The organism is Phaeodactylibacter sp., from assembly GCF_040219495.1.
Taxonomy (GTDB): domain Bacteria; phylum Bacteroidota; class Bacteroidia; order Chitinophagales; family Saprospiraceae; genus Phaeodactylibacter.
This window is the reverse complement of the sequence record NZ_JAVJSK010000049.1, coordinates 23,603-37,087: the sequence shown is the minus strand read 5'-3', so window position 1 is coordinate 37,087 and position 13,485 is coordinate 23,603. Positions and strand designations below refer to the sequence as shown.

Here is a 13,485-nt window from a genome sequence, read left to right as displayed (position 1 = left end):
GACTGTCCGGCAAGCTTTTCCCACCTTTTTTTAAAAAAATAAATACAATCCAAGCAATTGATAATCAGAGGCTAAAAAGTAAATCTTCAATATTATACTAAATTCCTATCGGATTAGTATTGTTTTATTCAATGCAAGGCTGTATACTTGCAATATGAAACAAATGCAAAACGCAATGCAAGCTCTGGCCAACCACAGGCCACACCGCTGCTCCCCGCAGATGCGATGTTGTTGTTGCCGTTGCACTGCAACCTGACCATTCTCTTTCGCCCAACCTGCCAATCAAACCACTGCATCAATCGAGCCGATTGTACTCTAATTAGTATTGTCAAATCTCTAATTCCTGACCATGTCTGCTACAACTATACCACCTGAGGACCAGAAAGATATTGAGGAACTCCGGAAACGTATTGTCGGTTTTTACTCCGGCAGGGAAGACGAAGAGCGGTTCAAACTATACCGACTGACACGCGGTGTATACGGGCAGCGGCAGTTGGGCGTACAGATGTTCCGCACCAAAATTCCGTACGGGAAAATCACAACCGCCCAGCTCAAAGCGCTCGCTGATATTTCGGAGCACTTCACCAATGGCAACCTGCACCTGACCACTCGTCAGAACGTACAGCTGCATTTTGTGAAGCTCAGCGACTCCCCGCTCATTTGGGAAGCACTGGCTAAAGCAGGACTTACTGCGCGGGAAGCCTGCGGCAACACGGTCCGGAATATTACAGCCTCACCTACAGCAGGCATAGACCCCGAAGAGCCTTTTGATGTGGCTCCTTATGTCCAAGCCACTTTTGAGTATTTCCTGCGCAATCCGATCTGCCAGGAGATGGGGCGTAAAATCAAACCGGCGTTTTCTTCCAGCGAACGCGACTCGGCCTATACCTACTTCCACGACTTTGGCTTCATACCCCGCCTGCGTGAGCACGAAGGGGAACTGCGCCGTGGCTTCAAAGTCGTCATCGGTGGCGGTCTGGGCGCTGTAGGCGCAATTGCTCCAACGGTCTACGAGTTTCTACCCGATGATCAGATCATCCCTTTCATGGAGGCTTGTATTCGGGTATTTGACCGGTACGGAGAGCGGGAGAAGCGCATGAAAGCCCGTATGAAGTTCCTGATCAAAAAAATGGGTGTTGAAGCCTTTGTAAAACTGGCAGAAGAAGAATGGCAATCGCTGCCTCACCCCTCCGTGCCCGTACACGCGCAAACGGATGTGACAGTTGTTCCTGAAGCGCCACAAAATCGCGCCCATATTGAGGATGAAGCCCACTATCAGCGGTGGCTGGTCCTGAATACCTTCCGGCAAAAGCAGGAAGGGTTCTACGGTGTTTGGCTGAAAATCCCACGCGGGGACATTCATGCCCGGGTGGCCCGCCCTCTGGCCGACCTGATCCGGGAATACGCTGCCGACGATATTCGGATTACGGTGCAACAAGGCTTGCTACTCCGGTTTGTACGCCCCGAAGCCCTACCCCATCTGTACAACGGGCTAAAGGCCCTCAACCTGGCCGACATCGGTGCCGATACCATTGCCGACATCACTTCCTGCCCGGGCACGGACACCTGTGCACTCGGCGTGACCAATAGCACCGGGCTCGCGTCAACGCTGGAACAAGTGCTCCTTGAAGAATACGATGACCTACTCGAAACGAGCGACATCCGAATAAAAATAAGTGGGTGCATGAACTCCTGCGGGCAGCACATGGCCGCACAAATTGGTTTCCACGGCAGCTCTATCAAAACCGGTGCCCAGGTCCTGCCAGCCATGCAAGTGGTACTGGGCGGAGGCGTTGCTCCAAACGGTGAAGGCTTTATCGCCCAGAAGGTCATAAAGCTACCCACCAAGCGGATTCCTGCTGCTTTGCGGTTACTGCTTGACGACTTTAAGGAGTATAGTGCGCCCGGGCAGCGCTTCAACCAATACTTCCAGGCGCAAGGCAAAAGGTATTTCTATAACCTGCTCAAGCCTCTTGCCGCCGTCGATAACCTTACTACAGAAGACTACTTCGACTGGGGGCAGGACGAAGCCTACCGTCAGTCGATCGGCGTTGGGGAATGTGCAGGTGTGACCCTTGATGTGATCGGCACCATCTTGGGCGAGGCACAGCTCAAACTGCAACTGACCGGAGACGCACTTGCTGCTGAAGCATACGCCGATGGCATCTACCACGCTTACACCAGTATGGTGATCGGTGCCAAAGCCTTGCTGTTGGCGAAAGATATCAGTTGCAATACCCACCGGAATATTTTAAAAGACTTCCAGGCGCACTACATCACTTCGAATGAATTCCCCTCCCTCACTGATGACTTTGAAGCGTATGTGCTGGAAATGAAAGCAGCAGCGCCCACCGCTGACTTTGCGAAAGCCTACTTTAAAAAAGCACAGTCTTTCAGCAAGCGGGTGATCGCTGTTCGGGAAGCGCAACTGCAGGAAGCCGGGCAGGATAAGCTCGTGGTCGATAACTACTACAAAGCCTAAGCGATGAAGAAAGAACCTAAGATCACCTTAGTTGGTGCGGGCCCGGGCGACCCAGAACTCCTCACCCTAAAAGGCGCCCGGGCGCTTCGCTCGGCAGATGTCATTCTGTACGATGCGCTGATCGACACCCGCCTGCTCAACCACGCCCATCCCGAAGTGCCCCGCATTTATGTAGGTAAGCGTGCGGGTGCCCACCGGATGCCTCAGCAGGAAATCAATGCCCTGCTTGTGGCTTCTGCCAAAGCCCACGGGCATGCGGTCCGCCTCAAAGGTGGAGATGCCTTTGTTTTCGGGCGGGGCTCGGAGGAGACCGCCTATGCGCAAGCACAGGGCATCCAAGTAGAAATCGTGCCCGGGATTTCCAGTTGTATCGCGCTGCCGGAATTGCAGCAGGTACCACCTACCTGCCGCGGGTATAGCGAGAGCTTTTGGGTCATTACCGGCACTACCCGCTCCGGTGGCTTATCTGAAGATATTGCCCTGGCGGCACAGTCTACCGCTACGGTTATTGTGCTCATGGGCATGAAGCAAGCCGCTGCTATTGCCCGGGAATTCATAAAGCAGGGCAAAGGGCAACTGCCCGCTATGGTGATTTCCAAAGGCTCTACTGCCGAAGAACGGCGGGTTTTAGGCACCGCAGACACCCTGCCGGCCTTAATTGAAGCAGCAGCCCTGCCAAGGCCCGGCATACTGGTCTTTGGTGAAGTCGTACGGCTCCACCCCAACTGGAACTATCAGGCGATTGCTGCTGAACAATCGCTGAAAAAAGAACGCGCCTAATGAAAAATACGCTCTACCCAGTCTTCCTAAAGCTGGACCGCCTCAAAATGCTCATTGTGGGTGCAGGGGAAGTAGGCTGTGAAAAGCTGACCTTTTTGCTGAAAAGCAGCCCGGATGCCCACATTACGGTAGTTGCCCGGGAGGTCCTCCCTCCGGTCACCGAACTGCTGGAGCACTATCCCGATATCGACCTGACCATCCTGCAAAAGGACTTCGAACCTGCCGATACCGCAGGTTTTGATCTGGTTGTAGCCGCTACCAACTTCGAAACTCTGAACCGGCAGGTGCGGGACGCCGCTAAGGCAAATGGTGCTTTGGTCAACGTAGCCGACACCCCTGCCCTTTGCGATTTCTACCTCGGCAGTATCGTCACCCGGGGCAGCCTGAAGGTGGCTATCTCCACCAACGGGCAGTCACCCACCTTTGCCAAGCGCTTCCGTCAGTGGCTGGAAGCTATTCTGCCGGAAGAAACAGACGCCCTACTTGAGCATCTCAAAGTCTTCCGGGATCAGCTCAAGGGGGATTTTGAAACCAAAGTGAAAGCACTAAACGATTTAACAGCTTCTCTCGTGAAAGAGCGCCAAAACCACTAGTGCGACTAGACCGAAATATTTGACAGTCTTTTCACGCTTGAGCGCTTACTGGTGCTGGGCGTTAACTGTCAAGCATCTACGGCTCAATCCACTAGTGCAAAATAATACGGCCTGTTTCACGCTTGGGAGCCTTGGTTTTCCCAGGCTTTCATGGTCAATCAATTTCGAAATAATCTACTAGATATGATAAGCCATACGTCTATGACACAACAACGGTCAAAACTGAGTATCGCACAACTGAACAACATCTTTTCCCCGCTTACCTTTGAGCAGCGCATCCGTATGCTGAGCCGGGTTTTCCCTATGGAAGAGGTTCTGTACACCTCTTCTTTTGGCACCCGCTCTGTGATGCTTTTGCACCTCGTGTCCCGTTTTCGCCCTAATCAGCCTGTGCATTTTATTAACACGACTTTTCATTTCGAGAAAACTTTGGAATACCGTAAGCAAATTGCGGAGGAGTTTGGGCTAAAAGTGATCGATGTGCTACCCGATCCTGCACAGAATGAAATCACAGTAAAGGAAGGCTGGTGGCGCTCCAACCCTGATGTATGCTGTGCCGTCAATAAAGTGTTGCCCCTTGAGCCTATCAAGGCAAAGCACAAGGTGTGGCTAACCGGGCTCATGGCTTATCAAACGGGCTACCGTTCCTCACTTGAGGTATTTGAAGAGCAGGACGGCATGCTGAAGTTCAACCCGCTCATTGATATTGACGAGGGCGAATGGTACTTCTACGCCGATTACCACAAGCTACCCCGGCACCCGCTGGAAGCCCTGGGGTTCGGCTCAGTTGGCTGTGAGCACTGCACGGTCAAAGGTCAGGGGCGTTCCGGGCGCTGGAAGGGCAAAACCAAGACCGAATGCGGGCTTCACCCTGCCGACTTTGTCAATCAGGTGCAAGAAGGCAAATAACGTTAAAACTCTATTTGGGAATAAGTGTTTCTTTCACGGAACACGATAAATGGAATCCATGATAAAGACTGATATTCTCATCATTGGGGCTGGTCCCTGTGGATTATTTACTGTATTTGAGGCAGGGCTGGTGAAGCTGCGTTGTCACCTTGTAGACGCCCTTCCGCAACCCGGTGGGCAGCTGTCCGAAATATATCCTAAAAAGCCCATTTATGATATTCCAGGGTATCCCAGCATTCTGGCACAAGAGCTGGTCGACAACCTCATGGAACAGATCAAACCTTTCAGCCCGGGTTTTACTTTGGGCGAAAGGGCAGAGCGGATCGAACGCCTGGAAGACGACTCTTTCCTGCTGCGCACCAGCCGGGGCACTGAGATCAATGCACCGGTGATCTGTATCGCAGGCGGCCTGGGCTGCTTCGAGCCGCGCAAGCCTCCGATTACGAACCTGGCGCAGTTTGAAGACCGGGGCGTGGATTATATCATCCGCAATCCGGAAGACTACCGCGACAAACGGATTGTGGTGGCAGGAGGAGGCGACAGTGCTCTGGACTGGACCATTTTCCTGGCGGATGTGGCAGAAGAAGTGACCCTCATTCATCGCAGGAAGCAGTTCCGGGCGGCACCAGATAGTGTGGAAAAAGCCTTTCAGCTGGCGGAAGAAGGCCGGATCAAACTACTGACAGATGCGCAGGCTGTTGGCCTGAAAGGTAATGGCAAACTTACCGATGTGGTCATCAAGCATAAAACAGAAGGTGAGCTTGTAAAATCTACCGACCATTTTATCCCGCTGTTCGGGCTTTCCCCTAAGCTGGGGCCGATTGCAGATTGGGGGCTAAATATCGACAAGAACGCGATTGAGGTCGATACCTTAGATTACAGCACCAACGTACCGGGCATCTATGCCGTAGGCGATATCAATACCTATCCGGGCAAGCTCAAGCTCATCCTTTGCGGTTTCCACGAAGCGACGCTGATGGTGCAATCTGCTTACAAACAGATTAATCCGGACAAGAAACTGAGCTTTAAGTATACGACTGTGAATGGTGTGGAAGGGTTCTGACCAGATCCTTACCTAAGAAAACTGGAAATCCGGTGTCGATCAGGGTATGATTGCACCGGATTTTTAATTATCCCAGCTGCCCGCACGTGCTTTCATAGCCGCAGCCCGTTCGTGGCCAAGGTAGTTGTCGATGAAGTAGTGAGCCAGGTAAATCAGAGGTGTAAGGATAATGGCCATGATAAACTTATAGGTGTACTGTACCGTCCCCACGGCCAGCAGTTGGGCCCAGCTCCAGGGCTCCACATTACCAACCAGCTCCGGGCCCAACTTGAAAGCAACGGCAAGGACCACGAAGCTATCCACCAGCTGCGAAATCAGTGTAGAGCCGGTTGCCCGTAGCCAGATCATTTTCTCGCCAGTTGCCTCCTTAATTTGATGAAAAGACATCACATCGACCAATTGGGCAACCAGAAAAGCAATCAGCGAACCCACAATAATCATCAACCCCTGCCCCAGGACAACGCTGAACGCACGCTGCATATCCGGCACGCCCTTGCTGACATTCTGCTCCACCCACCAATCTGCCGGCGCCAGCTGAATGGCGGCAAAAATCATAAAGAAGGCATAGGTGATCAGCCCCACAGCCAGGAAGGACAGGAGGCGGATACCGCGTTTGCCGTAGTACTCATTGATCACATCGGTCATCAAGAACACGATCGGCCATAGCAGTACGCCCGCCGAGAACTGAAGGGCACCGGATTGCCCGAAGAGGTTGAAATTGAAGCGTTCCCACCCCATCGTGTCCTCTAGTGCGAAGATCTTCACCCCGATGAATTCCGCCACCAGTGCATTGGCGATAAAGAACCCCGCAAGTAATATGAACAGAAAGGTAGGCCGGTGTTCGAGCACATCAACGATTCGGTTTTTTAAGGCGTTATTCCCTGCTGATTCCTGCTCCATAACCCCGTCAGTATCTGTTCTTGCCATTTCTTGAAGGTTGTTTACCCTGCAAAATCAAATTTTCTGCCTCTTTGTTTGCATATCCAAAAAAAAATAGTTCCCTTTTTATCCGAAATCCAGGGTATCAACCTTTAGCAGGTTGGCCCGTTATGTCTAAAAAAGCGTACCAGATATGGGAAAAAAGAATAAAAAAAAGCGCGTTGGCGTAGTGTACTCTACCAACCCGGACTTTGACTATGACTACAAACAGCCCAATGACCAAGAGGAGTTGCCACCGAATCAGCAGCGGTTGCGGGTGTTACTCGACCGTAAACAGAGAGGTGGCAAGGAAGTAACCCTTGTCACCGGCTTCCAGGGGCCTGTTGATCAGCTCAAAGAGATTGGGAAAATGCTCAAAACCAAGTGCGGTGTGGGAGGTAGCGCTAAAGATGGTGAAATCCTGGTACAGGGTGACCACCGGGACAGAGTTGTGGAACTCCTCAAAAAGGAAGGCTTCTCGGATACCAAAAAGTCTGGCGGTTAGCCACGCTGCCTGCCTAAAGCTTTCGGGCTTCCTTCCAGGCTTTGACCATCATAACAACACGGCTGTAGTTTTTGATGCCCTCCTCAATCCCCTGTGCCTTGAGGTAGGTATCATAAGCCGCGTAGCGCAGCTCGGGCATAATATCCGGATACTTGCGTAAATTCTCGTTGATGGCATCCAAATCAGCCTGAATACCGGCAGGCAATTCTGCTCTGAGCTGAAAGTAAGCCTCCCGGTCGTACCGCAGGTAATGTGCCGCCAGAGTACGGAAATGATCAAGGTGACCGGCGTAGGCGATGAATGGATCTTCTGAAGCAGCACAGGCAACGTAAGCCCAAAAATTACAGGTGCCTTCATCGCCAAATCCATATCCGTGTGCCAGTTCGTGCGCCATGACACTGACGATCGACAAGGGGTCGAGCCCGGCATCCACCTGCCCTTCACCGGACCAGGGGAAATACATGCCCGAAGAACTGAACCTCAGAAAGATGCCTTTGGGGTAAATCCGCTTAGCCCGCACTTCACCAACGGTGGGAAAGTCAAGTTCATCCAGCACCGTTTCCAGATCAGCCCGCAGCTCCCCCTCCAGATTTTCCGGCAGGAAGGTGGCATCAATTGCGGAAGTACCCACTCCGGGAATACGCGCACGCAGATTAATGATGTACTCCGCTTCGTCAAGGAGTTCTGCCTTGAGCGCCTCAGCGGATAAGGGGCGGAGCTGCAGTGCAAGCTGTTGCTCAACGGGCACCCGTCCATAATTATAGCCCCACAGCAACAGGAAAAAAAATACGGCGCCACCGGAAAAGCCGAGCAGCCCCATACCCGTGTGAGCCCACTTTTGGAGGCGGGGAATCGGCATCTGCCACCATTTCCGGATTTTAGCGAAAGCGGTGAACAGCACCCCGAAAACCACCAGGTACAGCACCGGAAACGGCAACATAGCGACCGTATGGTCAACAAACGTACGGATGCCCAGGAAAAGCCCCCGGCTGTAATAGTGTTCAATCCACTCCGGTGAACCGCTGAGCCCTAAGCGTAAAATAACGGCTACAATCCCAAGACCCAGCCAAATGAGGCTACTTTTATATCTGTTCATGCAGGAATAAACTTTTCTTTTTATGCAGTTGTTGTGTTCAGGTAATTAAAATCAGCATTGCAGACGTCTTGAAGAGGACATTCAGATTTGGACAAAATACTATCTTTGCAACTTCAGACAGGCAACTGCTGTTTTTAAAAAACGACTCAATCATTTCATAACTGACAAAACCACTGAAAATGGCATTTGAATTCACGGATGCAAACTTCAAAGATACCGTTTTGGAAAAAGAAGGTATAGCTGTAGTTGACTTTTGGGCAGAATGGTGTGGCCCTTGCCGCATGATAGGCCCGATCATCGAAGAGCTTTCAAAAGAATACGATGGAAAGGTAACAATCGGCAAGGTCAATGTAGACCATAACCCGGAAATTTCCATGAAGTACGGTATTCGCAGTATTCCTACAGTACTCGTCCTGAAAAACGGCGAAGTGGTGGATAAGCAAGTCGGTGTAACGACGAAGAAAGTACTTACCGATAAGATTGAAGCAGCACTTTAATCAATCGGTCAGAATAAAGTGTATCTTAAGCCCTTATCATGCGCAAGCGGTAAGGGCTTAAATTTTTAGATTCCTCTATGACACTCAGCGACAATTACGACATTCGGGACCTTGATCAACTCGAACTTCTGGCCCGGCAGGTGGTGGAAGGCTTTATCATCGGGTTGCATAAAAGTCCCTTCCATGGGTTTTCTGTAGAATTTGCCGAGCACCGGCTGTACAATCAGGGAGAAGACACCCGCAGTATCGACTGGAAAGTTTACGCCCGGACGGACCGGCTTTACACCAAACGGTTTGAGGAAGAGACGAACCTGAGGTGCCAGATTGTCATTGATACGTCTTCTTCCATGTACTTCCCGGAGGCTGAGGGCAAAGACCGGGGCAATTACCTTAACAAGCTTCGCTTTTCTGCCCTGGGCGCTGCAGCATTGATGAAGTTACTGCAAAAGCAGCGGGACGCATTCGGGCTGAGCTTATTTGACGAAACGCTCAGGACGCATACCCGTTGCAAGAGCAGCACCTCCCACTACCGGTTGATGCTTACCCACCTGGAAGAAGCCATCAATCATCCGGTTAGAAACCGCGCCACGTCGGCTGTCAATGCCATACATCAGATCGCAGACAGCATACATAAGCGGTCAATGGTCATGATTTTCAGCGATATGTTTGATCAATCCGGTGATAGCGAACAGTTGTTTTCTGCCCTGCAGCACCTCAAGCACAACAAACACGAAGTGGTACTCTTCCACGTAGTCGACAAGGCGCAGGAGATGGACTTTGAGTTTGACAACCGGCCTTATTTGTTTGTGGATATGGAAACCGGGGAAGAAGTCCGCCTGCAATCTAACCAGGTGAAGGACTACTACACTTCCCAAATGAAGCAATTCAAGGAAGATCTGAAGCTGAAGTGCCTGCAATACCATATCGACTTTGTGGAGGCTGATATCAATGAAGGTTTTAAGACCGTACTGCAAAGCTACCTGGTGAAGCGGGGGAAGATGCGGGTGTAGCTACTCTTCCCCAATCAGCCACTTTTTGAAGTGTGGGGAGCGCTCTGTGCTGACGATAACATCGAAGTCAGACACCGGCTCCAGTTCAATTTTTACCCTTGACTTTGAGTAGGTGTACATCTCTTTGATGGCGTCAAGTCCTACGATGATTTGGCGGTTGATCCGGAAGAAAAGGCGGGGATCCAGCATATCTTCCAGCTTTTCCAGGGAGTAATCTACAGGATAGCGTTTGCGGTCTTTGGTATTTACGAAGGTGATCTTGTCTTCTGTATAAAAGTAAGCCGCCTCCGCCACATCAATGACTTTGATCGATTGCCCGATTTTGACCAGAAAGCGTCGGCTATAGGTATCCACACGCAGAGCCTTGGAGAGTTTTTGGTAATCCAGAGGCTGCGCCCCGGAAGTATTACGATTACGGACCTTTTCAAGTGCACCGGCCAGTTCTTCCGGCTTTATGGGTTTCAACAAGTAATCCACCGCATTTACCCGGAACGCCTGAATAGCATATTGGTCATACGCCGTGGTAAAAATGATTGGACAAGTGATTTGAGTATGATTGAAAAGCTCGAAGCTCGCTCCGTCAGCCAGGTGTATATCCAGGAGTACCAGGTCCGGCATTGGGTGTGCTGAAAACCAGTCCAGGGCGCTTTCTATACTATCGAGCTTTGCCAGGATATGAGCCTCTGAACGGATCGCCAAAATTTGTTTTTCCAGCCGCCGGGCAGCAGCCTGTTCATCCTCAATGATTAAAATATCCATGTCGAAAATCCATTTTTTTGTAAATCTGCAGTAATATCCAGTAGAGGGAGCTCTACCCTGAAGGAATGACCGTCAGAGGCTATTTGCAAGGTGGGCGCACCCAGCATTTCATATCGCTGCCGCAGGCTTTCCAGCCCAAATGAGGTGGACGATTCCTTCGTGAACTTTGGTTGTACATTATTAGCCACTATAATTTTTTTCCTGCTGATCTCAATTAGTATCCTAAGCTTGCGTGTTGAGGAAATCACATTGTGCTTGACCGCATTCTCCACCAACAGCTGCAACGCAAAAGGCACCACCGCGTACCGGTCGGCATCGGGTACCTTATATTCTATTTCCAGATTCTCTCCGTAGCGATATTTGAGCAGATATCCATAATCTCTGACCAAGCTCAGCTCTTCTGACAGATTGATCACCGCCTGCTCTCTATACTGCAGAATGCTACGGTAAAAATCCGATAGCTTATCCACATACTGAACGGCTTCTCCGGGGCTCTCCTCAATGATGGCCGCCAGCGTATTGAAACTATTGAACAGGAAATGAGGGTTAATCTGACTTTTCAGTGCCTCAAACTGGCTCTGCACTTTTTCCTTTTCCAGGCGGGCTATCCGCTGCTGCCGCCGGTCCCGTTGCCTGATCCAGCTCACCAACAACAGGAATAAGCCAGCAAGTGCGAGGAGAATGAACCACCATCTCTGCCAGTAAGGAGGATGGATTGTAAACGCATAAGCCACTACCGGCTCGTCGCTGTAAGTATCATTTTCAGTGGAAACCACTTTAAAGGTGTAGGTACCAGGAGGCAGGTTAGAGTAAATCGCTTGCTGATCGCGGGTGGAAATCCAGTCCAGGTCAAAACCATCCAGCTTGTAACGGTATCTCACGGCTTTGGGGTCGGCATACCACAGCCCGGTGAATTCAAAAACGAGGTTATTTTGATTGTGATTAAAGGTGGAAACAAATGGATAATCCACGGGTTCCAAAAAGACAGAAACATTAGTAATCAGTGTTTGGGGGTGAATACTGAGGGGCTCTTCCAGTGCGGTATACCTGAGCACCCTGTTTTCCATCCCCAGCCATACCGATCTTCCACTACCAGCAGCTACTGCATTGAGGTTGGGCTCCAGCCCCTTTACCCCGATTCCTTCGTCGTAGTAAATGATATGCCGGGTAAGAGGGTTCAGTAAGTCCACACCTGAAGGATGAACGATTACGATATTGCCATCCGGTGCCGTGATCAAGCTTGTGATAGCCAGGTCCCGTATACCTTCCCTAAGGGTCAGGTGGCGAAAGCGGGCGCCATCGTATTCAAAGACTCCTTCCCGGGCTGTACTGAACCAAATATGCCCCTGCTTATCTTCGGTAATGGAGTAAACAGCCTGAATGTCGATGCCGTCAATAGTGTTATAGTTATGAAGCTTTCCATCTTCAAGCACACTCAGGCCTTCCCCATCCGTCCCAAACCAAATCCGCCCGTGGCTGTCCGGAAAGACGGTATAGGTGAAATTGGTCCCCAGTGCAGACTGCTCATCAAACCTGGGGGTGATGACAGGGCGCTCACCGAACGGGGCTTCCTGAAAGCTATTGACCCCGCCCAGGGTAGCCAGCCAAATAGTGGAACCGCTACCCGTGATATCCAAAATACTGCCGTTGGATAAGCCATCTTTTGCAGTCAGATGAAGAGGCTGCCTCGTTTCTGAAGTTAATACATACAATCCCTGCCCAAAGGTGCCGGCATAAAGCTGCCCACCGGGGCTTTCGCACAGGCTGAGCGTATTTTCGGGCAGAATTTTCTCAAATTGATGCGCGCTAAAGTCATAGCGGAACAACCCCGACTGACACCCCACCCAGAGAGCCCCATCCCTGGATTCCAGGACGGCCTGAATGTCGGGTAGCTTTTGCAGCACCTGCTCGAATTTCCGGTTGGCTTTCGAAATGCCGCGAAACTGCTGAATGTTCCAAAGGTTTCCTTCTGCATCTTTCAACAAGTCTAGAATGCGCCCATTTTCGAATGATGGATTTTGCAAATGCGTTAACAGGCTATCCCTGAAAGTGTAACGCAACAATCCATCCCCATCCGTGCCAATCCATAATTCCTGATTTTGGTAACTGACCATAGCATTGATCGGTGCATAAGGCCAATATTCGAAAGGGACGCTTACTTCGCCCTTGGCAGCGTTGCATAATGCCAGACCTCCGCTATGGGTGCCTACCCAGAACAGCCCGGCCTCCCCGGCGGGAATGACCACACGGACAATTTCGTCAGGCATGCCTTCTGCTTTGCCGATGGTGGTAATTTGTTTCTGCTCCGCTCTAACCTTACAACGGCTCAGCCCCCCATCAGTCCCTACCCACGCATCACCTTCAGGGTCCACATGAATAGTGTAAATATCATCTCCCGGCAAGCCATCGTCTGTATTGATGTTGTACAAGTGCCTACCATTGTGGTAGTATAGCCCTTCGCCGTAGGTTGCTACCCAAATCAACCCGTTTGCCCCTTGTCCGAACCCGGTTATTGGTACATTTGGCAAGCCTTCTTCAATCTGCCACAGCTGAAACTTTGCCTTAGCCTGAAAGAATATGCAACCATCCTCATACCCCACCCACAGGCGATCGCCAATCTCACCTATTGCAGTTACTTTGTTGTTGCAAATAGAGTCCGGCATTAGAAAAGGCTGATAATCCAGCCCGTCAAAGCGGAAAAGCCCTTGCTCCGTTCCTACCCAGATATAACGGTTGCCGGCCTGAAAAAGGACAGTTGGCTTCACTTCCTGATATTGCTCGGGCATAGGCTGCAGCTCGAATGAAGGCACCTGCGCTTTCAGGAAGGCGGCAGTAGTGAGCAAGGTGAATATCAGGCTGATTTTATACATACA

Annotated in this window: 12 protein-coding genes; 8 read left to right on the top strand and 4 right to left on the bottom strand. The window is 51.0% G+C overall.

Annotated features, from left to right (window positions below; all coding sequences use genetic code 11):
* The first annotated feature begins 349 nt into the window (after positions 1-349).
* The 5 genes from RIC19_RS07130 (at position 350) to RIC19_RS07110 (ending at position 5,827) form a co-directional block, all read left to right on the top strand.
* Positions 350-2,482, top strand: a complete 2,133-nt coding sequence (locus tag RIC19_RS07130; RefSeq protein ID WP_350177611.1) for a ferredoxin-like domain-containing protein — start codon at positions 350-352, stop codon at positions 2,480-2,482.
* 3 nt (positions 2,483-2,485) lie between these two features.
* Entirely contained in the window at positions 2,486-3,262 is a 777-nt protein-coding gene (gene cobA, locus RIC19_RS07125; protein ID WP_350177610.1) for a uroporphyrinogen-III C-methyltransferase, read from the top strand.
* Positions 3,262-3,855, top strand: coding sequence for a precorrin-2 dehydrogenase/sirohydrochlorin ferrochelatase family protein (locus tag RIC19_RS07120; RefSeq protein ID WP_350177609.1), 594 nt, complete (start codon positions 3,262-3,264; stop codon positions 3,853-3,855). The genes cobA and RIC19_RS07120 overlap by 1 nt, the downstream gene beginning before the upstream one ends.
* A 201-nt stretch (positions 3,856-4,056) precedes the next feature.
* Positions 4,057-4,764: a phosphoadenylyl-sulfate reductase gene (locus RIC19_RS07115; protein WP_350177608.1), complete on the top strand. Its 708-nt coding sequence runs from the start codon at positions 4,057-4,059 to the stop codon at positions 4,762-4,764.
* A gap of 58 nt (positions 4,765-4,822) precedes the next feature.
* Positions 4,823-5,827 (top strand): NAD(P)/FAD-dependent oxidoreductase, encoded by a 1,005-nt coding sequence (locus RIC19_RS07110; protein ID WP_350177607.1) that lies wholly within the window; start codon positions 4,823-4,825, stop codon positions 5,825-5,827.
* A gap of 63 nt (positions 5,828-5,890) precedes the next feature.
* On the opposite strand, the gene RIC19_RS07105 is transcribed toward RIC19_RS07110, so the two are convergent.
* Complete coding sequence (locus tag RIC19_RS07105; protein WP_502930825.1) at positions 5,891-6,754, bottom strand: queuosine precursor transporter; 864 nt, start codon at positions 6,752-6,754, stop codon at positions 5,891-5,893.
* Positions 6,755-6,899: 145 nt separating this feature from the next.
* Here RIC19_RS07105 and RIC19_RS07100 point away from each other — a divergent pair, with 145 nt between their 5' ends.
* Positions 6,900-7,250: a translation initiation factor gene (locus tag RIC19_RS07100; protein WP_350177606.1), complete on the top strand. Its 351-nt coding sequence runs from the start codon at positions 6,900-6,902 to the stop codon at positions 7,248-7,250.
* Positions 7,251-7,263: 13 nt separating this feature from the next.
* Here RIC19_RS07100 and RIC19_RS07095 read toward each other — a convergent pair whose 3' ends face one another.
* Positions 7,264-8,346, bottom strand: a complete 1,083-nt coding sequence (locus RIC19_RS07095) for a DUF3810 domain-containing protein (protein ID WP_350177605.1) — start codon at positions 8,344-8,346, stop codon at positions 7,264-7,266.
* A 179-nt stretch (positions 8,347-8,525) separates the two neighbouring features.
* On the opposite strand from RIC19_RS07095, the gene trxA reads away from it, so the two are divergent.
* Positions 8,526-8,843 carry a thioredoxin gene (gene trxA / locus RIC19_RS07090; RefSeq protein WP_350177604.1) on the top strand — a complete coding sequence of 106 codons (318 nt, stop codon included), beginning with the start codon at positions 8,526-8,528 and terminating at the stop codon, positions 8,841-8,843.
* 77 nt (positions 8,844-8,920) lie between these two features.
* The gene (locus tag RIC19_RS07085; RefSeq protein WP_350177603.1) at positions 8,921-9,853 is read left to right on the top strand and encodes a DUF58 domain-containing protein; all 933 of its coding nucleotides are present in this window, start codon (positions 8,921-8,923) and stop codon (positions 9,851-9,853) included.
* On the opposite strand, the gene RIC19_RS07080 is transcribed toward RIC19_RS07085, so the two are convergent.
* Together RIC19_RS07080 and RIC19_RS07075 are read right to left on the bottom strand one after the other, a co-directional pair.
* A complete protein-coding gene (locus RIC19_RS07080) occupies positions 9,854-10,612 on the bottom strand; it encodes a LytR/AlgR family response regulator transcription factor (protein ID WP_350177602.1) in 759 nt (252 codons plus the stop codon).
* The gene (locus RIC19_RS07075; RefSeq protein WP_350177601.1) at positions 10,600-13,482 is read right to left on the bottom strand and encodes a two-component regulator propeller domain-containing protein; all 2,883 of its coding nucleotides are present in this window, start codon (positions 13,480-13,482) and stop codon (positions 10,600-10,602) included. Before RIC19_RS07075 ends, RIC19_RS07080 begins: the two co-directional genes overlap by 13 nt.
* Positions 13,483-13,485 lie beyond the last annotated feature (3 nt).